This window comes from Azospirillum sp. TSO5 (assembly GCF_003116065.1).
Classification (GTDB): Bacteria; Pseudomonadota; Alphaproteobacteria; order Azospirillales; family Azospirillaceae; genus Azospirillum.
Window position 1 is genome coordinate 1 of sequence record NZ_LGQY01000163.1, and the last position, 22,827, is coordinate 22,827.

General features: G+C 66.7%; 18 protein-coding genes and 3 tRNA genes. 10 read left to right on the top strand and 11 right to left on the bottom strand.

What is annotated here, in order from left to right; translation table 11 throughout:
- The first annotated feature begins 169 nt into the window (after window positions 1-169).
- Both TSO5_RS30860 and TSO5_RS30865 read left to right on the top strand, forming a co-directional pair.
- A complete protein-coding gene (locus TSO5_RS30860) occupies window positions 170-988 on the top strand; it encodes a PhzF family phenazine biosynthesis protein (protein ID WP_247871053.1) in 819 nt (272 codons plus the stop codon).
- Between the two features lie 12 nt (window positions 989-1,000).
- Complete coding sequence (locus TSO5_RS30865) at window positions 1,001-1,345, top strand: gamma-glutamylcyclotransferase family protein (RefSeq protein WP_109155186.1); 345 nt, start codon at window positions 1,001-1,003, stop codon at window positions 1,343-1,345.
- 186 nt (window positions 1,346-1,531) lie between these two features.
- Here the strand turns inward: TSO5_RS30865 and rpoH are convergent, their stop codons facing one another.
- Both rpoH and TSO5_RS30875 read right to left on the bottom strand, forming a co-directional pair.
- Entirely contained in the window at window positions 1,532-2,422 is an 891-nt protein-coding gene (gene rpoH / locus TSO5_RS30870) for an RNA polymerase sigma factor RpoH (protein ID WP_109155187.1), read from the bottom strand.
- A gap of 162 nt (window positions 2,423-2,584) precedes the next feature.
- Window positions 2,585-3,646 carry an RluA family pseudouridine synthase gene (locus TSO5_RS30875; RefSeq protein WP_109155188.1) on the bottom strand — a complete coding sequence of 354 codons (1,062 nt, stop codon included), beginning with the start codon at window positions 3,644-3,646 and terminating at the stop codon, window positions 2,585-2,587.
- Window positions 3,647-3,698: 52 nt separating this feature from the next.
- Here TSO5_RS30875 and TSO5_RS30880 point away from each other — a divergent pair, with 52 nt between their 5' ends.
- The 6 genes from TSO5_RS30880 (at window position 3,699) to TSO5_RS32485 (ending at window position 7,423) form a co-directional block, all read left to right on the top strand.
- Complete coding sequence (locus TSO5_RS30880) at window positions 3,699-4,037, top strand: hypothetical protein (protein WP_109155189.1); 339 nt, start codon at window positions 3,699-3,701, stop codon at window positions 4,035-4,037.
- 18 nt (window positions 4,038-4,055) lie between these two features.
- Window positions 4,056-5,090, top strand: a complete 1,035-nt coding sequence (locus tag TSO5_RS30885; RefSeq protein ID WP_109155190.1) for a low specificity L-threonine aldolase — start codon at window positions 4,056-4,058, stop codon at window positions 5,088-5,090.
- Window positions 5,091-5,133: 43 nt separating this feature from the next.
- Window positions 5,134-5,209, top strand: a tRNA-Glu gene (locus TSO5_RS30890).
- A gap of 69 nt (window positions 5,210-5,278) precedes the next feature.
- A tRNA-Glu gene (locus TSO5_RS30895) sits at window positions 5,279-5,354 on the top strand.
- A gap of 46 nt (window positions 5,355-5,400) precedes the next feature.
- Window positions 5,401-5,476 (top strand) — tRNA-Glu (locus TSO5_RS30900).
- A 393-nt stretch (window positions 5,477-5,869) separates the two neighbouring features.
- A complete protein-coding gene (locus tag TSO5_RS32485; RefSeq protein ID WP_146203875.1) occupies window positions 5,870-7,423 on the top strand; it encodes a hypothetical protein in 1,554 nt (517 codons plus the stop codon).
- Between the two features lie 234 nt (window positions 7,424-7,657).
- Here TSO5_RS32485 and TSO5_RS30905 read toward each other — a convergent pair whose 3' ends face one another.
- Window positions 7,658-8,860 (bottom strand): RNA methyltransferase, encoded by a 1,203-nt coding sequence (locus TSO5_RS30905; protein ID WP_109155191.1) that lies wholly within the window; start codon window positions 8,858-8,860, stop codon window positions 7,658-7,660.
- A gap of 182 nt (window positions 8,861-9,042) precedes the next feature.
- Here TSO5_RS30905 and TSO5_RS30910 point away from each other — a divergent pair, with 182 nt between their 5' ends.
- Both TSO5_RS30910 and TSO5_RS30915 read left to right on the top strand, forming a co-directional pair.
- Window positions 9,043-9,843, top strand: coding sequence for an SDR family NAD(P)-dependent oxidoreductase (locus tag TSO5_RS30910; protein WP_109155192.1), 801 nt, complete (start codon window positions 9,043-9,045; stop codon window positions 9,841-9,843).
- A gap of 246 nt (window positions 9,844-10,089) precedes the next feature.
- Complete coding sequence (locus tag TSO5_RS30915; protein ID WP_109155193.1) at window positions 10,090-12,153, top strand: HAMP domain-containing methyl-accepting chemotaxis protein; 2,064 nt, start codon at window positions 10,090-10,092, stop codon at window positions 12,151-12,153.
- A 184-nt stretch (window positions 12,154-12,337) separates the two neighbouring features.
- Here TSO5_RS30915 and trxC read toward each other — a convergent pair whose 3' ends face one another.
- From trxC to TSO5_RS30965, 8 genes are all read right to left on the bottom strand, one after another.
- Window positions 12,338-12,838, bottom strand: a complete 501-nt coding sequence (gene trxC, locus TSO5_RS30925) for a thioredoxin TrxC (protein WP_109155194.1) — start codon at window positions 12,836-12,838, stop codon at window positions 12,338-12,340.
- Window positions 12,839-12,925: 87 nt separating this feature from the next.
- Entirely contained in the window at window positions 12,926-13,180 is a 255-nt protein-coding gene (locus tag TSO5_RS30930) for a hypothetical protein (RefSeq protein WP_246457282.1), read from the bottom strand.
- Between the two features lie 244 nt (window positions 13,181-13,424).
- Window positions 13,425-13,922, bottom strand: a complete 498-nt coding sequence (locus TSO5_RS30935) for a periplasmic heavy metal sensor (RefSeq protein WP_109155195.1) — start codon at window positions 13,920-13,922, stop codon at window positions 13,425-13,427.
- A complete protein-coding gene (locus TSO5_RS30940; protein WP_247871054.1) occupies window positions 13,919-14,362 on the bottom strand; it encodes a hypothetical protein in 444 nt (147 codons plus the stop codon). The genes TSO5_RS30935 and TSO5_RS30940 overlap by 4 nt, the downstream gene beginning before the upstream one ends.
- A gap of 14 nt (window positions 14,363-14,376) precedes the next feature.
- Entirely contained in the window at window positions 14,377-14,928 is a 552-nt protein-coding gene (locus tag TSO5_RS30945; RefSeq protein ID WP_109155197.1) for an RNA polymerase sigma factor, read from the bottom strand.
- A gap of 271 nt (window positions 14,929-15,199) precedes the next feature.
- The gene (locus TSO5_RS30955; protein ID WP_109155198.1) at window positions 15,200-18,319 is read right to left on the bottom strand and encodes an efflux RND transporter permease subunit; all 3,120 of its coding nucleotides are present in this window, start codon (window positions 18,317-18,319) and stop codon (window positions 15,200-15,202) included.
- A 6-nt stretch (window positions 18,320-18,325) separates the two neighbouring features.
- Complete coding sequence (locus TSO5_RS30960) at window positions 18,326-21,469, bottom strand: multidrug efflux RND transporter permease subunit (protein ID WP_109155199.1); 3,144 nt, start codon at window positions 21,467-21,469, stop codon at window positions 18,326-18,328.
- The gene (locus TSO5_RS30965; RefSeq protein ID WP_109155200.1) at window positions 21,466-22,701 is read right to left on the bottom strand and encodes an efflux RND transporter periplasmic adaptor subunit; all 1,236 of its coding nucleotides are present in this window, start codon (window positions 22,699-22,701) and stop codon (window positions 21,466-21,468) included. Before TSO5_RS30965 ends, TSO5_RS30960 begins: the two co-directional genes overlap by 4 nt.
- Window positions 22,702-22,827 lie beyond the last annotated feature (126 nt).

The following is a 22,827-nucleotide window of genomic DNA, read 5'->3' on the forward strand; positions in this document are numbered from 1 at the left end:
GGGGGAGAGGGGGAGGGGGGGGGGGCAATCCGAGGATCAGAATCCATGTTCGGATTGCCCCTCACCCTCCCCACCTTACGGTGGGTCCCCTCCCTCTCCCGGGGCGGGAGAGGGCGATGACGCTTCGTTGATCAAAATCTCCCCCCCCAAGACGTAAGGGATCCATCCCATGACCGGGAAAGCCATGCGCCTGCCCATCTATCAGGTCGATGCCTTCACCGACCGCGTCTTCGCCGGCAATCCGGCGGCGGTGGTGCCGCTGGAGTCCTGGCTGTCCGACGCGCAGATGCTGGCCATCGCGGCGGAGAACAATCTGGCGGAGACCGCCTTCTTCATCCGCAATGGCGAAGGGGCGACAGGGGGATATGAACTGCGCTGGTTCACCCCGGCGGTGGAGGTCGATCTGTGCGGCCATGCCACGCTGGCGACCGCCTTCGTCATCTCCACCATCCTGGAGCCGGGCCGCGAGCGCATGGACTTCGCCACCCGGCAGGCCGGCACGCTGACGGTCACCCGCAACGGCGACCGCTACACGCTGGACTTCCCCAACCGTCCGGCCAAGCCGGCGGAGCGGGTCGATCCCAACCTGCTGGCGGCGCTGGGCGGCCCGGCGCCGGCCGCGATCCTGAGCGGGCGCGACTATCTGGTGGTCTACGAATCGGCCGACGCGGTGCGGGCGCTGGCGCCGGACATGGCGGTGCTGGCGAAGCTCGACCTGTTCGCGGTCTGCGTCACGGCACCGGGGGAGGGCGGGGTCGATTTCGTCTCGCGGCTGTTCGCCCCGGCCCAGGGCATCCCGGAGGACCCGGTCACCGGCTCCACCCACTGCATGCTGACGCCCTATTGGGCGGAGCGGCTGGGCAAGACGGTGCTGACGGCGCGTCAGGTCTCGGCCCGCGGCGGCGACCTGCTGTGCGAACTGGCCGGCGACCGGGTGAAGATCGGCGGGCAGGCGGTGCTGTATCTCGAAGGCTCGATCCTGGTGTAAGGGAGGCCGGCGATGGCTGAGGATACGGTCCTTCTGTTCTCCTACGGCACCCTGCAGCAGGAGAATGTGCAGATGGCGTCCTTCGGCCGGCTGCTAACGGGCCGTGCGGACGCCATGCCGGGATACCGCCGCGATATGCTGGAGATCACCGATCCGGAGGTGATCCGCACCAGCGGCAAGCGCTTCCACCCCGTGGTGAGCGAAAGCGGCGATCCGGCCGACGAGGTCCTCGGCACCCTGTTCGAGATTACCCCGGAAGAACTGGCCGTCGCCGATTCCTATGAGGTCGCTGATTACAGGCGCGTCATGGTCCGGCTGACGTCGGGGGCGGACGCCTGGGTCTACGTCAAGGCGTGAGGGGAGGGGGCGTTCAGGGGCGATTGTCGGCCGTCATCCCCGCGAAGGCGGGGATCCAGGCTTCCGGTTCAAGCAGCTGGAATGGCTGGATTCCCGCCTTCGCGGGAATGACGGCTCGAGAGACCTGCGTAAAGTGATTCGATGCGGTTCAAACTCTGAGTGGGCGTGAGGGGAGGGAGGCGCGCTTTAAGCCTCCGTCTCCATTTTCTGTTCGATCGCGGCGGCCTTGATCGCCTTCTGCAGCTTCTCGAAGGCGCGGACCTCGATCTGGCGGACGCGCTCGCGGCTGATGCCGTATTTCTGCGACAGGTCCTCCAGCGTCGTCGGCGCTTCGCGCAGGCGGCGTTCGGTCAGGATGTCGCGTTCGCGGTCGTTCAGCGCGGTCATGGCGTTCGCCAGCAGCTTGCGGCGCTTGCCCAATTCCTCGCGGTCGGCCAGGGTGATTTCCTGGCTGGCGGTCTCATCGACCAGGAAATCCTGCCATTCGCCCTCGCTCTCCGCCCGCAGCGGGGCGTTCAGCGAATGGTCGGGGCTGGCGAGGCGCCGGTTCATGTTGACGACGTCCTGTTCCGGAACGTCCAGCTTGGTGGCGATGGCCTGGACCTGTTCGGGCGACAGGTCGCCTTCCTCGATCGCCTGCATCTGGCCCTTCAGCCGGCGCAGGTTGAAGAACAGCTTCTTCTGGGCGGCGGTGGTGCCCATCTTCACCAGCGACCAGCTGTGCAGGATGTATTCCTGGATCGCCGCGCGAATCCACCACATGGCGTAGGTCGCCAGCCGGAAGCCGCGGTCGGGGTCGAAGCGCTTCACCGCCTGCATCATGCCGACATTGCCTTCGGAGATCAGCTCCGACAAAGGCAGGCCGTAGCCGCGATAGCCCATGGCGATCTTGGCCACCAGGCGCAGATGGCTGGTGACGAGCTGATGAGCGGCGCCGGAATCCTCATGCTGCTGCCAGCTTTTGGCGAGCATGTATTCCCGCTCCGGCTCCAGCATCGGGAACTTGCGGATCTCCTGGAGATAGCGGGACAGATTGCTCTCGGACCCGATGGCCGGAAGATTGGATGCCGTCGCCATGACCAAACCCCTCTCCTGACGGCCGGTATACCCATGAGAAGGAATTCATGGGCATGCGGCCATTCTTCAGCGCGGGTTCCAAAGGCCCCTCGCAATGAGCGGGCGGCGGAACCTCGCCATTGACCGGGAGTCTATCCAAGAAAGATTACCCGGTGTACCGTTTTAAAGCGACTCCAAGGTGACAATTAGTTCATGAATATCCGCCGGAATTGGGGAGCGGAATGCCACAATTTCGCCACTGACCGGATGACGGAAGGTCAGCGCCGCGGCATGCAGCGCCTGTCGCGGAAACCCAACAAGGGTGCCCCGAACCGGTTCCGGCAGTTGCGAGGCGAATTTGCCCCCTGGCCGCCCCGACCGGCCGCGGCCATAGAGCGGATCGCCGACCAGCGGGTGGCCGATGTGGGTCAGATGGACGCGGATCTGGTGGGTCCGCCCGGTCTCCAGCACGCATTCGACCAGCGAGGCGGCCATGCCGAAGCTCTTGACCACGCGGTACTTGGTCGCGGCCGGCTTCCCGCCCCCGGTCACCACCGCCATCTTCTTGCGGTCGGCGCTGCTGCGGCCGATGTTGCCCTCGATCCGGCCCTGCGTCGGGTTGGGCACGCCCCAGACCAGCGCCAGATAGGTGCGGCTGAGCGTGCGGTCGGAGAACTGGTCCGACAGGCCGTGGTGGGCGCGGTCGTTCTTGGCGACCACCATCAGGCCGCTGGTGTCCTTGTCCAGCCGGTGGACGATGCCCGGCCGCTTCACCCCGCCGATGCCGGACAGGCTGTCGCCGCAATGGGCCAGCAGGGCGTTGACCAGCGTGCCGTCCGGGTTGCCGGCGGCGGGATGCACGACGAGGCCGGCGGGCTTGTCGATCACCAGTACGTCGGCATCCTCGTACACCACGTCGATCGGGATGTCCTGCGCCACCGGTTCGGCGGCTTCCGCCCCCGGCACCTCGACCTCGAAGCGCTGGCCGGGTTTGACCCTCAGGGACGGGTCCGTTATCGTCCGGCCGTCGCCGCGCACGCAGCCCTGTTCCAGCAGGGCCTGGACGCGCGACCGCGACAGGTCCGGCAGGCCCGCCGCCAACGCCTTGTCCAGCCGCTGGCCCGCCGCCTCGTCGGGGATCGTGTAGGCAAGGGCACGGGCAGGCGAACCGGCGTCGTCGTCCGGATCGAGGAAATCGTCGGACAGATCGTCCGGGTTGGTGTCGTCCGGCATGTTGGCGGCCATCGGCTTTGCGTATCGCGTCCTGTTTCAATCGTCCGGGAGTGGACCCCAAACCGTGCAGATCCTCAAGGCACTCGTCGTCATCATGGGCGTTCTGATCCTCGCCGGCTTCACTTATCTGGGGGTGGAGCTGTACAAGCGGATGTCGGACCCCAACCGCGCCTCCCTGACCGGGCCCTCCACCACGACCACGGTGCTCGACCGCCCGGCCGAGGTGACGCTGGACGTCCCGGCCGGCGCCCGCATCGGCGAGATGCTGGTGGCGGGCAACCGCGTGCTGTTCAAGGTGACCCTGCCGCAGGGGCCGGACCGCCTCTATCTGATCGACCCGCGCACCGGCGCCGTCACCGCGACGGTCATTGCTGGCCCCTCTGGCGGCAAAGCCGCTCCGTAACAGACAGGTCTCGCGATCATGCATGATTTCCGCAGCGACAATGTCGCCGGTGCCGCCCCGCAGGTGATGACGGCGCTGGCGGCCGCGTCCACCGGCACCGCCTTCCCCTATGGCAACGATCCCTGGACCGCGCGGGTGACCGAGCGGCTGTGCGCGATCTTCGAGACCGACGTCGCGGTCTTCCCCGTCGCCACCGGCACCGCCGCCAACTCGCTGGCGCTGTCGGCGCTGGTGCCGCCCTTTGGCGCGGTGCTGTGCCATGAGGACGCGCACATCACCATCGACGAATGCGGCGCGCCGGAATTCTTCACCGGCGGCGCCAAGCTGGTGCCGCTGGCCGGCGAGCATGGCAAGCTGACGCCGGACGTGGTGTCGCGCCACATCGCCAAGGCCGGCGTCGGCGTCGTCCACCGCGTCCAGCCCGCCGCCCTCAGCCTGACCCAGGCGACGGAGGCCGGCACCGTCTATACCCCGGCGGAGGTCGAGGCGCTGGTCGAGACCGCCCATTCCAACGGCATGGCCGTGCATATGGACGGCGCCCGCTTCGCCAACGCCATCGCCCGGCTGGGCTGCGCCCCGGCCGACGTGACGTGGCGCGCCGGGGTCGACGTGCTGACGCTGGGCGGCACCAAGGGCGGCTGCCTCGCCGCCGAGGCGGTGGTGTTCTTCAATCCGGCGATGGCCGAGGATTTCGGCTTCGGCCGCAAGCGCGGCGGCCATCTGGTTTCGAAGATGCGCTTCCTGTCGGCGCAGCTGGACGCCTGGCTGGACGACGGCCTGTGGCTGCGCCTGGCCGCCCACGCCAACGCCATGGCCGACCGTCTGGCCGCCGGCCTGACCGCGCTGCCCGGCGTCGAGCTGGCCCACCCGGTGGAGGCGAATGAGCTGTTCGTCCGCCTGCCGGACGCCTATGCCGAGGCGCTGGAGGGGGCCGGCTACGGCTTCTACCGCTGGGACGACGGCACCGCGCGCTTCGTCACGGCGTTCGACACGCCGGCGGCGGCGGTGGACGGTTTGCTGGATATTTTGCGCAGTCTGCAAGAAAAGGCTTGATCGGCGGAGCGGGCTTGGTTAGAAACCCGCCCACGCCGATGACGTCCCCATCGTCTAGAGGCCTAGGACACCGCCCTCTCACGGCGGTAACAGGGGTTCGACTCCCCTTGGGGACGCCAACCTTCCAAGGTTGGGTCGCGCGGCCGGTGGCAGCCTCCACCGTCGCGAGCCACGCATCGGGACCAGACGTCCCCTTCGTCTAGAGGCCTAGGACACCGCCCTCTCACGGCGGTAACAGGGGTTCGACTCCCCTAGGGGACGCCATCCACGCGCTGGATGCGTTTTTTGAGCGCGGGCTTGAAGATACAACGTCCCCGTCGTCTAGAGGCCTAGGACACCGCCCTTTCACGGCGGCGACACGGGTTCGACTCCCGTCGGGGACGCCATTTTCCTGATAAGCGCTCAAAAATCCACTGATTTGAGTAAAGATGGCGCTGCTGTCTTGCCGATCCTCCAAAGAAAATATCCAGCACTGTAAACAAAATCTCTCGTGAATGTTCGTGTATGTTGCCGCGCGCGCTCAGGAATCATGCTTCAGATTAACTGCGTACACTGGTTCACTGAAGTCCGAAAGCGCCCTTTAAGAAACCCGTATGGGTTGTCAATGTGTGGCGCCTAATGTACAATGGGCGGTGTTTCAGATAGTCACTATAACAGAGCCGACTAAAATGCCGACGTGTAGCACGCAAGATGTGAACCGTATTTTAGTTAAAATCCGTACCCGAGCGGAGCGACTCGATCAAAACCAAATTGTGTCCACGTTTGTAAACGTCGGACCGATGATGGACATTCTTAACACAGACGATCACCAAATTATTTTCGGGCGACGTGGAACTGGCAAAACTCATGCTCTGCGGTATTTATACGACGTCGTTGCAGAAGAGGGGCAGATACCGATTTACGTCGATATGACGAAGTTAGGATCGGATGTTTCCATATATAATAACCAGTCCCTGCCCGTTGGTGAGAGAGCAACGCGGCTTCTTATTGATGTTCTTCGGACATTGCATGATTCTTTTCTTGAGCATGCGCTTTCCAAAGATGTTGATCTGAGAAAATTTACTCGCGTGATCGATAACTTTGGAGAAGCGATATCGAAAGTCCGGATCGTTGGCACGGTCGAGACGGAAATTACTGAAACGGAAGCTGCGAGTTCCGAAGCACAAATTGGGGCGTCTGCCGACGCCAAGAAGGAGGGAATAGTTGCTTCATTGACGGCGTCTTGGAAGCGGATGGGCCGTTCTGAGCAGAAGACGCAGCGTAAGTCGCAAGGTCGTGAAGTATATCATCTCCGTTTTGCAGAGGTTGGGGCGACATTCGGTGATATCTGTGGTTTTTTTGGCCGAACAAGAGTTTGGGTTCTTTTAGATGAATGGAGTTCCATTCCGGAGGATTTGCAGCCTTTTTTGGCAGACTTGCTGCGCAGATCATTCTTCAACGTGAGTGAGGCAACTGTAAAGATTGCTGCAATTGAACACCGATCCCGTTTTAAAATTGATCAGGAAGGTGGTCAATACATCGGGCTAGAGTTGACATCAGATATTCGGTCTAATTTGAACTTAGATGACTTTCTTGTTTTTGATAATGACAGAGAGCGGTCTATTACTTTCTTTACTCACTTCCTCTATCGCCATGCGGTGGCAATGGCAAACGAACGGAATATACCGGCTCCAAAATCGGCTGATGAATTAGTTTCTCTTGCTTTCACGCGCCGTGACGTTCTTGAGGAATTTGTGAAGGCAACGGAAGGCGTTCCGCGAGATGCCATCCATATAATTTCCATTGCTGCGCAAAAGGCATTTGGCAGTCCCATATCAATGCCCAATATCAGGCAGGCGGCTCATAGATTTTATCAGGAAGATAAAATTGGCGCCGTTGATGGAAACGAAACTCTTTCGCGTCTCCTTCGGTGGATTATTGAGGATGTAATCAAGCAAAAAAAGACAAGCGCATTTCTTTTGGAATTTGGAAGGCGCGATGGGAACGTGGATGCGCTATTCGACCGAAGAATGATTCATGTGAAAGCTAGGAATATGTCTTCACGTGATAATCCCGGTCTTCGATATTACCATTATAAACTTGACTATGGGTGCTATATCGATTTGATCGCAACGAAAAATATGCCGGCTGACCTGGAAGCACAAGAAGGTACATTTGTGGAGGATGTGTTGGTTGGGGGCATCGAAGTTCCCGAAGACGATGCACGTTCATATCGTCGTGCAATCCTCAATCTCGAAGCCTTTTACGAGAGCGAACATACATTTAGTTGCGGTGATAGGAATGAACAGGGTGAGGTAATCAACGTTGATTCAGAGTTACCTGCAACAAGCTAAATAGTAAGAGAGGCGAGCGACTTGCTTATATGGATCGCTGTAATCGTCAGGATTGAACGTTGAAAGGGAAAGCTGCGGTATCTATTTCGTCATTTGAAATATTCATGCGACGGGTGAGCGGTTAAAGGGCGAGACGACTTGAAATTAGAAATTTCTATTATTTGTCGTCCCATCCTCCCGATGCCAAGCCGCTTCACCTGTATACGTAGCTTCTACTTCTTTGTTCGCAAGCGGCTATGGCAAGGTATCCGTCTGATACAGCGTCACCCGAATCCCCCCGTTCGACACCGACACCCCGCCCTCCTGGAACGGCAACTCCGTCGCCTTCGCCAGGGCGGCCTCGTTGGTGATGATGCCCACGCGCCAGCCGGTGAAGCGGGATTTCAGCGTCTGGCCCATGGCGTGGTAGAGCGGGATCAGGGACTTGCCCTCGCCGATGCGGGCGCCGTAGGGCGGGTTGACGATGACGAGGCCGGGGGGACCCTCGGGTGGGGTCAGGTCGCTGATGGCGTGGTGGGTGAACTCGGTCCAGGCGGAGACGCCGGCACGCTCGGCGTTGGCGCGGCTCATGGCGATGGCGCCGGCGTCGCGGTCGCTGCCGTAGAAGCGGACGGTCGGCGTCGTGGTCGTGCCGCCAGTGCGCAGGCTCTGCCACAGGGCGGGGTCGAAATTGGCGAGCTGTTCGAAGGCGAAATGACGGGAACGGCCGGGCTTCAGGCCGGCGGCGATCTCGGCGGCCTCGATGACGAAGGTGCCGGAGCCGCACATCGGGTCCACCACCGGCTCGCGGCCGTCATAGCCGCACTGGCGCAGGAACAGCGCGGCCAGCGTCTCGCGCATCGGCGCCTTGTTGACCGCTTCCTTGTGGCCGCGCTTGTGCAGCGACTCGCCGGAGCTGTCGACGCTGATGGTGCAGAGGTCGTCGTCGATCCGCGCCTTGATCTGGACGGCGCGGGTGTCCTCCGCCTCCGTGTCCCCGGCGCCGTCCTTGCGGGCGTTCTTACCGGTCGGTTTGGGGGCGGCCTTGACGATGGGGGCGCCGAGTTCCTCGGCGATGGCGCGCTCGATGCGCTGGGCAGCGGCGCCGGCATGGTAGATGCGCGAGGCCTTGCAGGACGCCTCGACCCGCACCGGAACGTCGGCGCGCAGGATCTCGGCCCAGGGAACCCGGCGGGCGCGCTTGTCCAACTGCGCCAGATGCAGGGCGCGGAAGCTGGCGATGCGCGCCAGCACGCGGGTGGCGCCGCGCAGCTCCAGATTGGCCCGCCAGACCTCCGGCCAGCCGCCGGTGACCGTCACCCCGCCCTTCACGGCGGTGGGGTTGGCGAAGCCGCGGTCGCGCGCCTCGGCGCACAGCACGGATTCCAGGCCGGGGGCGGCCACCAGGAAAATCTCGAAGGGCTGCGCGGCGCCGGTCTTGTCTTGGTCGGTGTTCATCCCGCCTACATAGCCCGAAGGCCGGCCGTCTACGACAGGATTCTCGCAAATACGCGAGGGCAGCCGACCCGGCAATTGACGGCGGGCCGCCGCCCCCTATGATCGGATTGGAACACGAACAATCAAGCCGGCTTTCGATTCCGAACACAGAATCGGCCGGCAAGCAGGGGAGACCACGCGACATGACCGCAACCGACACCACCAACTGGCCCGCCGACCTGCTGGCCCAGGAGTTCCGGGACAAGCGGGTGCTGGTCACCGGCAGCAGCCGCGGCATCGGTGCCGCGGTGGCGGCGGCCTTCGCCCAGCTCGGCGCCCGCGTCGCCATCCATGGACGCGACCGGGCGGCGGTGGAGGCTGTGGCGGCCTCAATGGGGGCCGGGATGGGCAACGGCGTGGTCGGGCTGGCCGGCGATTTCGCCGACAAGGGACAGACCCGCGCGGTGGTGGAGCAGGCGGTGGACCGGCTGGGCGGGCTGGACGTGCTGATCAACAATGCCGGCACCATGCTGGGCCGGGTGGCGCTGGCCGACATCGACGACGAGTTCCTGCAACGGCAGTTCGACCTGAACGCTGCCTCGGCGATCGTCGCCAGCCGCGCCGCCCTGCCGGCGCTGATCGAGTCGAGGGGGGCCATCGTCAACACCGGCTCCATCTCCGGCCGCACCGGCGGCAGCGCCGGCTCGTCGCTCTACAGCGCCGCCAAGGCGTTCCAGGCCAGCCTCGCCCGTTCGCTGGCGACGGAGCTGGCGCCGCACGGCATCCGCGTCAACGCGGTGTCGCCCGGCACCATCGACACCGATTTCCACCAGCGCTACTCGACCGCGGACAAACTGTCGCAGACCGCGGCGCGCATCCCGCTGAAACGGCTGGGCACGGCGGAGGATTGCGTCGGCGCCTACCTGTTCCTCTCTTCCAACCGGCTGGCAGGTTATATCACTGGCCAGACGATCGAGGTGAATGGCGGTCAGTTCTATAACTAAAGGCTGAGCTTTCGCGAATGCGAAGGTCAAGCTTTGGCGAAATGCAAAGCGATCTCAATGATCTTGGCAAATTGCGAAGGGTAGGTGGCGCTGTCTATTGGAACGGGGGTGATTTCACAGGGCAGAAAAACACCGCGGCGTTAATGGTCCTTTGGCATTGTTCTTGTAGGGTACCTCGTTGATAACCGATCGCACGAAAGATCGGAGAGTTGCCAGCAGCCGGGTCAGAAGACGAGGTCCCCAATCATGAACGCCGCCCACCCAAGCCAGCAGACCGCCGCCCAACCGACCAAAGCCGGTCCATTCGCCAATCTGCGCACGGCGACCAAGATCTACACCGGCTTCGGCGTGACGCTCGCGCTGCTGGTCGGGCTGGGGGCGGTGTCCTGGACGGGCTTGCGATCGAGCGACGACGCGCTCCGCCGCTATGCCGGGCAGTCGCATGTCGCCATGGCGGTGGCGGAGGCGGACACCAACATGGCCGACGCCCTGGGGGCGGCGGAGGAGTTCGTGTCCAGCGGCTCCGCCGCGGTGGCCGGCCGCTTCCGCGCCGACGTGGACAAGTTCGCCAGGAAGCTGGACGCCGCCACCACGCGCATGACCAGCGCGACCGACCGCCAGGCGGCGCAGGAGATCGCCAGCCTGCAGAAGACGCTGACCGGCGGCTTCGACCAGCTGGTCGCCGCGCGGACGGAGCGCGACTCGATCGTCGCGTCGGTGGTGAACAAGCTGGGCGCCGACATCCGCCGCACGCTGAGCGAGACCGTCAAGGCGGAGAAGGATCTGGGCGATCTCGACCGCACGGTGCAGGCCGCCGACGTCAGCGAGCAGTACCTGCTGGTCCGCGTGCTGGTCGCCCGTTTCGTGGCGGAGACGCAGGCCGAGGATCTGGCGCGCATCCGCAAGGATCTGGCCGACGTGACCGCCAAGGCCACGGCGCTGCGCGACGGCATGGCGGACGGGCCGGTGAAAGCCAAGCTGTCCGATGCGGTCGCCAAGCTTCCGGCCTATGGCGCCGGCATCGACCGCATCGCCAGCTTGAGCGACCAGCTGAAGTCGCTGAACAATGAGACGCTGGGCAAGGCCGGCAAGGAGATCGGCGACAAGATCGGCCTGATCCGCGACCATTCCGCCGATTTCCTGTCGCAGCTGGAGACCACCGCCGCCGCCGAAGTGGCAGCGGCCGAGGGGCGCGGCACCGTGGTGACGGTCGCCGCCCTGCTGATCGGCCTGCTGCTGGCCTGGGCGATTTCGCGGGCGATCACCAGGCCGCTCGGCAACATCACGCGGGCGATGGGCCGTCTGGCCGAAGGCGACCTCAGCGTCGCCGTCACCGACGACGCGCGCCGGGACGAAATCGGCGCGCTGGCCCGTGCGCTCCAGGTCTTCAAGACCAACGCCTATGAGATGGAGCGGATGCGCAAGGCGCAGGAGGAGAGCGAGCGGCAGGCCGCCGCCCAGCGCCGCCAGACCATGATGCAGATGGCCGACACCTTCGAGAGCGCGGTGAAGGGCATCGTCGACACCGTCGCCAACGCCGCCACCGGCATGCGCGACGCCGCGACCGAACTGACCGCCACCGCGCAGGAGGCGACCGAGCGGTCGCTGCTGGTCGCCTCGGCCTCCGAACAGGCTTCGGCCAATGTGCAGACCGTCGCCACCGCGACGGAGGAGTTGTCGGCCTCCATCTCCGAGATCGGCCAGCAGGTGGAGAACTCCACCCGCATCGCCACCCAGGCGGTGGCCGACGCCGACGGCGCCGACCGCACCATGCGCGATCTGGTCTCCGCCGCCGAGCAGATCGGCGCCGTGGTCGAACTGATCAGCGGCATCGCCGCGCAGACCAACCTGCTGGCGCTGAACGCCACCATCGAGGCGGCGCGGGCCGGAGAGGCCGGCAAGGGCTTCGCCGTGGTGGCGAGCGAGGTGAAGGCGCTGGCCAGCCAGACCGCGCGCGCCACCGACGAGATCCAGGCCAAGGTGCAGGAGATTCAGCAGACCACCGGCGGCGCCCAGAAGGCCATCGGCAGCATCGGCAAGACCATCGGCCACATGAGCGAGATCACCACCGCCATCGCCGCCGCCATCGAGGAACAGGCCGCCGCCACCCGCGAGATTGCCTCCAGCGTCACCCAGGCGGCGCAGGGCACCGAGGAGGTGTCGAGCAACATCGCCGGCGTCAGCACCGCCGTCCACGAGACCGGCGACGCCGCCGGCCGCGTCCGCGGCACCTCGCAGGAACTTGCGGTCGAGGCCGAGCGGCTGCGCCGGGAGGTGGGGACCTTTATCGCGACGGTGCGGGCGGCGTAAGGGGGAAACAGCCCTCTCCCGCCCCGGGAGAGGGAGGGGACCCGCCGCGAAGCGGTGGGGAGGGTGAGGGGTAGCGCAAGAGTCCTGAACGCTTTGGTTCCTTGGATCACCCCTCACCCTTCCCATGCTTCGCATGGGCCCCTTCCCTCTCCCGGGGCGGGAGAGGGAGGATAGGGCGCCGCGTTCAACTACTGCTTCTGACGGCCTCTCGCACCCACGTCACCAGGGCCGGAAGCGGCATGGCGCCGGCGGTGCGGGCGATTTCGCGGCCGTGGTGGACCAGGACCAGCGACGGGATGCTGCGGATGCCGAAGCGGCCGGCGAGGTCGGGAGAGGCCTCGGTGTCGATCTTCGCGAGGCGGACGTGGGGCTCCAGCTGGGCCGCGGCCTGGGCGAAGACGGGGGCCATCATGCGGCAGGGGCCGCACCACTCGGCCCAGAAGTCGATCAGCAGCGGCAGGTCGCTTTTCTCGGCATGCGCGGCGAAGCGGCGGGCGTCGAGCGCCACCGGCTTTCCTTCGAACAGGGCGTTGCCGCAACGACCGCACTTGCCGCCGCCCAGACGGGCCGGAGGCACGCGGTTCAGCGTGTCGCAATGCGGGCAGGCGATGTGCAGGCTGTCGGTGCCTGTGGAAGAACCGGGGCCTGTGGAAGACTGACCGGAAGCTTGGGCGGTGGGCGGCATGGCGGGGCTCCTTCCCCTGGCAGCTTGTCCACCGTCGATGTATGGGGCCGGAGCTCCCCGCTCAAGATCCCCTCAAGGCAGGCGGGCCTACTCCTGACGGCCCATCAGGCCTTCCAGCTTTGCGAAATCCACATATTGCGCCGGCCGGTCCTTCAACAGGTCCGGGGTCGCCTGGGCATTCTCCCGCGCGCATTCGGCGACGTAGCGGGCCAAGAGGTCGCGCATGACCTCGGCCAGAGGCGTCTGCCGCTGACGTGCGTAATTCTTGGCGACATCTTTGATTCTGCGGTCAACGCGCAAAGAGATCGTCGCCTTCTTTGGATGAAACGGATCTCCGATCATGACGATCCCCCACCAATCTTGCTGATCCACGTTATTTGGATATGCCGGATCGGTGGTGGATACAAGGATCCATGGGAAGGCAGGCGATAAAACTTGGGGATGATAACTTGTGAATTTGTGTGGATAAAATTTCCGCTGGTTTTCTTCTCCACAGAATCTGTGGATAGATGTGTGCGCAATCTCCGAACAGAATCATCCACACCCTTCCGGCTGGCCTGTCCGGCCTGTGGATGAGTGGGTTTGCCTATTTTTTAGGCGGATGGGACAGCTTCTCCGCCCCCGGCCCACCGACCAGCCGCAGCCGGCCGGCCGGCGACAGGTCGGGCAGGATGGACAGCACGGTTTCCTCGGTCAGTTCGCCGATCTGGCGGCGCTTGGCGCGGGCGGCGGAGGTCGCGGCGCGCAGGGAGTCAAAATCCACAGGCTCGGCCTGGAGCAGGGCGCGCACCCGCTGCCCGGCCTCGCGGTAGTCCTGGGACAGCGCATCGTAGCGCGGGCGCAGCGGCTCGAAGGCGGCGCGCAGGACGGCGGCGTCGGCGTCGGACAGGTCGGCGGCCACATGCTCGACGAAGCGGTCGGGCATCGGCCGGTAGGGCGGGGGTGGCGGGTGGCGGATCGTCGCCACCAGCATGGCGCCGAGGAACAGGTTCAGCGCCAGCGACGCCAGGGCCAGCGTGCGCAGGCTGATCCGTTGGCGGAGGCGAGTGAGGACGGACGGCTGGGGGGCGGCGAAACCGCTCATCGGGAGTCTCCGTCGAACAGGGTGACGACCTCGTCGCTCAGCAGGGCCAGTTCCTGGCTGCGCGGCGCGGTGGGGGCGGGGCTGGCAAGCTGTCCGGTCAGCCAACCTCCGGTCAGCCAGCCGAGCGCGAGCAGGGCGACGCAGAAGCCGGCCACCGTTCGCCGCGGCGTCCGGCCGAGCAGAAGCATCACGATGCTGTCCTGCGGCATGGCGCGCGCCGCCTTGCCGACGGCGGCCAGCAGGCGGTCGACGCGGGCATCCTCCACCGGCGGGGCGGGGGTGGCGAGCAGCCGGTCGAAGGACTGCGCGTCCTCCAGCGCCGTGCGCAGGGCGGGGGAGCGGGCGAGCGCGGCGTCGGCCGCGGCGCGCAGCTCCGGCGGCCAGCGCTCCGGGGCGGCGCCGTAGTCGTCCAGGTGGCGGAGGAAGTCTTCGTCGGTCATGGCATCCTCCCTCCTCATAGGGCGTCGGCGGCGGTGAGCGCGGCCTTCAGCGCGGCGCGGGCGCGGGCCAGCAGCGAGGCGAAGGCGCTTTCGCTCATGGTCAGGATTTCGGCGGCCTGCCGCAGGCTGAGCCCCTCCTGATGGAACAGCACGACGGCGGCGCGCTGGCGGTCGGGCAAGGCGGCCAGCGCCCGGTTGACCCGCTCGGCGGTCTGGCGCTCGGCGATGCGGGCCAGCGCGTCGGGCGACTCATCGGGCGGATCGCCGGCGTCTTCCAGCGGCGACCAGCCGGGGCGGCGGCCACGGTCGATGGCGAGGTTCATGACGATGCGGTAGAGCCAGGTGGTGAAGGCGGCCCGCGCCCCGTCCCAGCGGCCGGCATGCTGCCAGACCCGCAGGAACGCCTCCTGCGCGATCTCGTCGGCGTCGGACGGGTTGCCGGTCATCCGCTGGGCCAGCGCCACGGCGCGGCGCATATGGCGGGCGGCCAGACGGTCGAAGGCGGCGGCATCGCCGCCGGCCACGCGCTCCATCAACCCGTCGTCGCTGTCGGTGTCGTCGGCCACCGGGGCTCCGCTCATGCCGTGGGCGAGAACTATGCCCAAGAGGGCGGAGAGGCGCCAGCGTGGTGCGAAAACATCTCCCTCTCCCGTCCCGGGAGAGGGAAGGGACCCAAGCGCAGCTTGGGAAGGGTGAGGGGTGATCCAAGGAACCATGCGGTTCAGGAGTCTTGGGACACCCCTCACCCTCCCCACGCCTTCGGCGCGGGTCCCCTCCCTCTCCCGGGGCGGGAGAGGGCATTTACCCCCGAGGATAAGCGCACCCATCCGCCGCCCCCTATTCCGCCGGGGCGGCGATGGCGTGGCGGCGGGTGCGCCGCAGGGCCAGCCGTTCCAGGGTCAGGTAGACCACCGGCGTGGTGTAGAGAGTCAGCATCTGGCTGACCAGCAGGCCGCCGATGATGGCGATGCCGAGCGGGCGGCGGATCTCGCCGCCGGTGCCGTAATCGAAGGCGAGCGGAACCGCACCCAGCAGCGCCGCCATCGTCGTCATCATGATCGGGCGGAAGCGGACCAGTCCGGCCTCGCGGATCGCCTCCAAGGGCGACAGGCCGCGCTCGCGCTCCGCCTCCAGGGCGAAGTCGATCATCATGATGGCGTTCTTCTTGACGATGCCGATCAGCAGGATGATGCCGATCAAGGCCACGATCGACAGGTCGTAGCCGGTCAGGATCAGCGCGATCAGCGCCCCCAGACCGGCCGACGGCAGGGTCGACAGGATGGTCAGCGGGTGGATCAGGCTTTCGTACAGAACGCCCAGCACGATGTAGATGGTGATCAGCGCCGCCAGGATCAGCAGCGGCTGGCTGGAGGAGGATTGCTGGAAGGCGCGCGCGTCGCCCTGGAAGCCGGCGCGGATGCTGGCGGGCATGCCGATGTCCTCCGCCGCGCGCTGGATCAGTTCGGTCGCCTGGGACAGCGAGACGCCGGGGGCGAGGTCGAAGGTCAAATTGGCGACCGGGAAGCCGCTCTGGTGCTGGATGCTGGCGGCCTGGTTGCCGATGACGACGCGCGACACCGCCGACAGCGGCACCATGCCGTCGCGGCCGGTGACGTAGATGCGCTTCAGGTCGTCGGGGCCGAGCGCCTCGGCGGGGTCGACCTCCAGCACCACCTTGTGCTGGTTCTGCGCCAGATACATGGTCGAGACCTGCCGCTGGCCGAAGGCGTCGTAGAGCGTCGACTCCAGGCTGCTGAGCGACACGCCGAGGCGGGCGGCGGCGTCGCGGTCGACGATGACGTTGGCCTGGATGCCGCCGTTCTGGCGGTCGTTGGCGACGTCGACCAGCTCCGGCAGGGTGCGCATCTTCTCCACCAGCTTGGGCGCCCATTCGTTGAGCGCGCCGATGTCGGCGTCCTGCAGGCTGTAGCGGTACTGGCTGCGGCCCTGGAAGCCGCCGACGCGGATGTCCTGCACCGGCATCAGATAGAGCTGCACCCCCGGCACCTTGCCGGCGCGCTGGCGCAGCCGCTGGGTGACGGTGGGCAGGTCGTCGCGCTCCGCCTTCGGTTTCAGGGCGATGTAGATCTGGCCGGAATAGGTGCCGCCGGGACCGCCGCCGCCGATGGTGCCGCCGACGCTCGCCACCGCCGGGTCGCCGGAAACGGCGTCCTGCAAGGCGCGCTGGCGCGTCACCATGGCGCGGAAGGAGATGTCGGGCGGTGGGTCGCTGAAGCCGATCAGCAGGCCGGTGTCCTGCTGCGGCACGAAGCCCTTCGGCACCTGCCCGTAGAGCCAGACGCTGACGCCGATGATGGCGAAGGTCGCCGCCAGCATGGTGCGGCGGTGGGCCAGCACCCAGTCCAGCCCGCCGGCATAGAGGCCGAACAGGCGGTCGCCGATCCAGCCGAGCGCGCGGGCGAGGCGGCCGGGGGGGCTGCGCTCCGCCTCCGGCGCCAGCAGATGGGCGCACATCATCGGGGTCAGGGTCAGCGACACCACGGCCGAGACGGCGATGGCGACCGACAGCACCACGGCGAATTCGCGGAACAGCCGGCCCTGGATGCCGCCCATGAACAGGATGGGGATGAAGACGGCGACCAGCGACAGGCTGATCGACACCACGGTGAAGGCGACCTGCCGCGCCCCCTTCACCGCCGCCTCGAACGGCTTGGCGCCCTTTTCGATGTGGCGGACGATGTTCTCGATGACGACGATGGCGTCGTCCACCACGAAGCCGACCGAGATGGTCAGCGCCATCAGCGAGAAATTGTCCAGGCTGTAGCCGACGATCCACATCACGCCGAAGGTGCCGGCCAGCGACAGCGGAACCGAGGCCGCCGGGATCACCGTCGCCCACAGCCGGCGCAGGAACAGCGCCATCACCATCACCACCAGCGCCACGGTGACCGCCAGCGTCTTCTGCACATCGTCGATGGAGGCGCGGATGGTCGGCGTGCGGTCGGTGCGCACCGCGAGGCTGACCCCCGGCGGCATCCAGCCGCGCAGGGTCGGCAGCTCCGCCCGGATGCGGTCCACCGTCTCCACCACGTTGGAGCCGGGCTGCTTCTGGATGTTGATGAGCACGGCGCGCTGGCCGTCCTGCCAGGCGGCGGTGCGGCTGTTCTCCGGCGCCTCGATCACCTCGGCGACGTCGCCGAGGCGGATGGTGGCGCCGTTCTTTTCGGTCACGATCAGCTTGCGGTAGGCATCGGCGCCGAACAGTTGGTCGCTGGCGCCGATCGACCAGGATTCATGGGTGCCGTCGAAGCTGCCCTTCGGGCCGTTGGCGTTGGCCTGGGAGATGACGCTGCGGATCGATTCCAGGCTGACGCCCATGTTGGCGGCCGCGGCGGCATTGACGCGCACGCGCACCGCCGTCTTCTCCGCCCCATTGATGGAGACCTGGGCCACCCCCTCGATCTGGCTCAGGCGCTGGCCGATCACGCTGTCGGCGAGATTGTAAAGCTCGGCCGGGGCGAGCGTGGTGGAGGTCATCGCCAGCGTCATCACCGGCGCGTCGGCCGGGTTGATGCGCCGCATCTTGGGTGGGCTCGGCAGGTCGGCCGGCAGGTCGCCGCCGGCGGCGTTGATGGCGGCTTGCACGTCGCGCGAGGCCGATTCCACGTCGCGGTTCAGCTCGAACTGCACGACGACGACGGTGCTGCCGAGCTTGCTGTTGGAGGTCATCTCCGACACGCCGGCGATGCGGGCGAGGCGGCGTTCCAGCGGCGTGGCGACGGAGGCGGCCATGGTCTCCGGGCTGGCGCCGGGCAGCGAGGCGGTGACGATGATGGTGGGGAACTCCACCTGCGGCAGCGGCGCCACCGGCAGGAAACGGTAGGCCACCATGCCGAGGATCATCAGCCCGACCATCAGCAGCGACGTGCCGACCGGCCGCCGGATGAACAGGGCGGAGAGCGAAGCGCCGGAGGGCAGGAGGTTTGCGGGAAGCATGGCCGGCTACTCCGCCGCCGCCCGGCCGGGAGCGTGATCGTTGCCGGGCTCGGCCGACGGCTTGCGCCGCCATGGCCGCAGCCAGCGGCCCAGCCGGCTGCCGAGACGGTCCATGTAGAGATAGACCACCGGCGTGGTGTAGAGCGTCAGCACCTGGCTCAGCAGCAGGCCGCCGACGATGGCGATGCCCATCGGCTTGCGCAGTTCCGACCCGGTTCCGTTCTCCAGCGCCAGCGGCAGGGCGCCCAGCAGGGCGGCCATGGTCGTCATCATGATCGGGCGGAAGCGCAGGAGCGACGCCTCGTAGATCGAGCGTTCCGGCGCCATGCCCTGGTGACGTTCGGCCTCCAGCGCGAAGTCGATCATCATGATGGCGTTCTTCTTGACGATGCCGATCAGCAGCACGATGCCGACCAGCGCGATCAGCGACAGGTCGTGGCCGGTCGCCATCAGGGCCAGCAGCGCGCCGATGCCGGCGGACGGCAGGGTCGACAGGATGGTGATGGGGTGGATCGTGCTCTCGTACAGGATGCCCAGCACGATATAGACGGCGACCACAGCCGCCAGGATCAGCCAGGGCTGGGTGTCGAGCGAGGCGCGGAACTCGGCGGCCGTGCCGGCGAAGCGGGCGGTTGCGGTGTCGGGCATGCCGATGCTGGCCCGCGTCTCCTGGATCGCCGCGACAGCCGCCCCCAGCGAGACGCCGTGCGCCACGTTGAAGGACAGGGTGACCGACGGGAACTGGCCCTGGTGGGTGATGACCAGCGGCGCGGTCTTGCGTTCCACCGACACCACGGCATTCAGAGGAACGACCGTGCCGCCGCTGGCCTTCACATAGATCTTGGACAGGGACGCCGGATCCATCTGGAAGGACGGCTCGACCTCCAGGATCACGCGGTACTGGTTGGTCTGGGTGTAGATGGTCGAGACCTGACGCTGGCCGAAGGCGTCGTACAGCGTGTCGTCGATGGCCTGGGGCAGGACGTGCAGGCGGCTGGCGGCGTCGCGGTCGATAGTGAGATAGACCTGCAGGCCGTCCGGCTGCTGGTCGCTCGCCACGTCGGTCAGTTCCGGCCTTGCGCGCAAGGCGTCGAGCAGGCGCGGGGTCCAGTTCTCCAGCTCGCGCGGGTCGGCGTCCTGCAACACGTACTGGTATTGGGTGCGGCTGACGCGGCTGTCGATCTGCACGTCCTGCACCGCCTGCATGAACAGCGACACACCCTTCAGGTCGCCGGTCGCGGCGCGCAGGCGGGCGATGATCTCCTCCGCCGAGGAGCTTCGCTGGTCGCGCGGCTTCAGCGCGATGGTCAGGTTGCCGGTGTTGGTGGTGGCGTTCACCGTGCCGGTGCCGACGAAGCTCGCCACGCCGGCCACGTCGGGATCGCGCCGCACGATGTCGGCGACCTCGCGCTGGCGCTCCGCCATCGCCTTGACCGAGATGGACGGGGCGGCGTCGGTGACGCCGATGATGACGCCGGTGTCCTGCTGCGGCAGGAAGCCCTTGGGCACCACGTCGTAGAGGTAGAGGGTGGCGGCCAGCGTCGCGATGGTGACCAGCAGCGTCGCCGGCTGGTGGCGCAGCACGAAGCGGAGCGAGGCTGCATAGCCGTTCAGCAGCGCGTCGAAGCCACGTTCGGTCCAGCGGAACAGGCCGTTGGGCTTGCTCTCGGTTTCCGGTTTCAGCAGGCGGGCGCACATCATCGGGGTCAGCGTCAGCGAGATCACCGCCGACACCAGCACGGCGATGGACAGCGTGATGGCGAACTCGCGGAACAGCCGGCCGACCACCCCGCCCATGAACAGCAGCGGGATGAACACGGCGATCAGCGACAGGGTCAGCGAAACGACGGTGAAGCCGATCTGGCGCGCCCCTTTGAGGGCGGCCTGCATCGGCTTCTCGCCCTGCTCGATGTAGCGGACGATGTTCTCGATCATCACGATGGCGTCGTCGACGACGAAGCCGGACGCGATGGTCAGCGCCATCAGCGACAGGTTGTCCAGGCTGAAGCCGCACAGAGCCATGATGCCGAAGGTGCCGATCAGCGACAGCGGCAGGGCCGCCGCCGGGATCACCGTCGCCCAGGCCTTGCGCAGGAACAGGAAGATCACCAGAACCACCAGCCCGGCGGTCAGCACCAGCGTCTTCTGCACGTCCACCACCGAGGCGCGGATGGTCTCCGTCCGGTCGGTCAGCACCGCCATGTGGATCTGCGGCGGCAGGCTGGCCTGGAGCGACGGCAGAAGCTTGCGGATGCGGTCCACCGTGTCGATGATGTTGGCGCCGGGCTGGCGCAGCACGTTCAGCAGGACCGCCGGCTTGCCGTCATGCCACGCCGCCAGCCGGGTGTTCTCCACCGAATCGACCACGGTGCCGATGTCGGTCAGCCGCACCGGACCGCCGTTCTTGTAGGCGACGATGATCGGGCGGTAGGCGGCGGCATTCTCGATCTGGTCGTTGACGCCGATCGACCAGGACTGGCGCGGGCCGTCGAAGCTGCCCTTCGGCGCGTTGACGTTGGCCTGGGTGATGGTGGTCCGCACATCCTCCAGCGTCAGGCCGAGACCGGCGACGGCGGCGGGATTGACCTGCACGCGGACGGCCGGGCGCAGGCCGCCCTCGATCCCGACATAGCCGACGCCGTCGACCTGGGACAGCTTCTGCGCCAGCAGCGTGTCGGCGGCGTCACTGACGGTCTCCAGCCGCAAGCTGTCCGAACTCAGCGCCAGCACCATGACCGGCGTGTCGGCCGGGTTCACCTTGTCGTAGACCGGCGGGTTCGGCAGCCCCTTGGGCAGCGTGCCCGACGCGGCGCTGATCGCCGACTGCACGTCCTGCGAGGCGGCGTCGATGTCGCGGGTCAGGTCGAATTGCAGGGTGATGACCGACAGCCCGAAGGAGCTGGTCGACACCATGGAGGAGATACCGGCGATCTGTCCAAGCTGGCGTTCCAGAGGCGCGGTGACCGACGACGCCATCACCTCGGGTGCTGCGCCCGGCAGCTGGGTGGTGACGCGCACCGTCGGGAAATCGACCGTCGGCAGCGAGGAGATCGGCAGCGCGCTGTAGCCCAGCAGGCCCAGCAGCACCACCGCCAGCATCAGCAGCCCGGTGGCGACCGGCCGCAGGATGAAGGGGGCGGAGATGTTCATGAGGGCTGCCGTCCCTCACGCTGCTGCCGGTCGCGCCGCCGTTCCTCCTGCGGCGCCGGGGTGGTGCCCGTCGCCGGCGCCGGCGCCGAAGCGATGGGCTCGACGATGCGGATCTTGGAGCCGGGCTGCAAACGGTACTGACCGTCCACCACCACGCGCTCGCCGGGGGTCAGGCCCTCCTCGATGATGGCCTTGGTCTCCTCCTGGCGGGCGACCTTGATCGGGCGCTGCTCCACCGTCAGGTCGTCCTTGATGACGTAGGCGTAGGTGCCCTGGGGGCCGCGCTGCACCACGGTCGCCGGCACGGTGGTGGCGCCGCGGCGGATGGTGGAGAGCAGGCGGACATTGACGAACTGGCCGGGCCACAGCTTCTGCGGATCATTCGGCATCTGCGCCTTCAGGCGGATGGTGCCGGTGCCGCTGTCGATCAGGTTGTCCACCACCGCCAGCGCGCCGGTGTCGAGCACGCGGCGGCCTTCGCGGTCCTGCGCCTCGACCGTCACCGGCCCTTGCGCCTGGGCGGCGAGCACGGCCTGAAGCTGCTTTTCCGGCAGGGTGAAGAGGACGGCGATGGGCTGGATTTGCGTGATGGTGGCGATGCCGCTCTGGTCGCTCGCCCGCACGACATTGCCTTGGTCGACGTTGCGCAGGCCGATGCGGCCGCTGATCGGGGCGGTGATGGTGGTGTAGTTCAACTGGACCCGCACCGCCTCGATCGCCGCCTCGTCGGCGCGGATTTGTGCCTCGTACTGGGCGACCAGCGCGCGCTGGGTGTCGACGGTCTGGCGCGAAGCGAATTCCTTCAGGTTCATGTTGCGGTCGAGGTCGCGGCGGGCGTTGGCCAACTGCGCCTCGTCCTGCGCCTTCTTCGCCTCGGCCTGGGCGAGCTGGGCCTGGAGCGGGCGGGAATCGATGGTCGCCAGCAGGTCGCCGGCCTTGACCAGCTGGCCTTCCTGCAGCGAGACGCGCTGAAGCTCGCCATCGACGCGGGCGCGCACGGTGACGCTGTTGAAGGCCTGGACCGTACCGATACCGTCGAACCAGATCGGCACATCCTCGCGCGCCACGGTGCCGGCCTGCACCGCCACCACGTTGCTGCGCGCGCCGGCCGGGGGACGGCCCGGCTGCGCCGTCGCCGGGGATGCCAGCTTCTGCTGAACCGCGTAGCCGACGCCGCCGACCAGACCGGCGAGAACCACACCGGTGACCACCGGCTTCCAACGAATCGTCATGACCTGTTCCGACGCTTGCCCTAGCGCTTGACCGGACGGCGTTTTCGGCCGCCTCGGTCTTGCTGTTCCTTTCTGATACGCGGCGGCGGGAGGGATTCGTCGGGGACGGCGGAGATTTTTTACGGC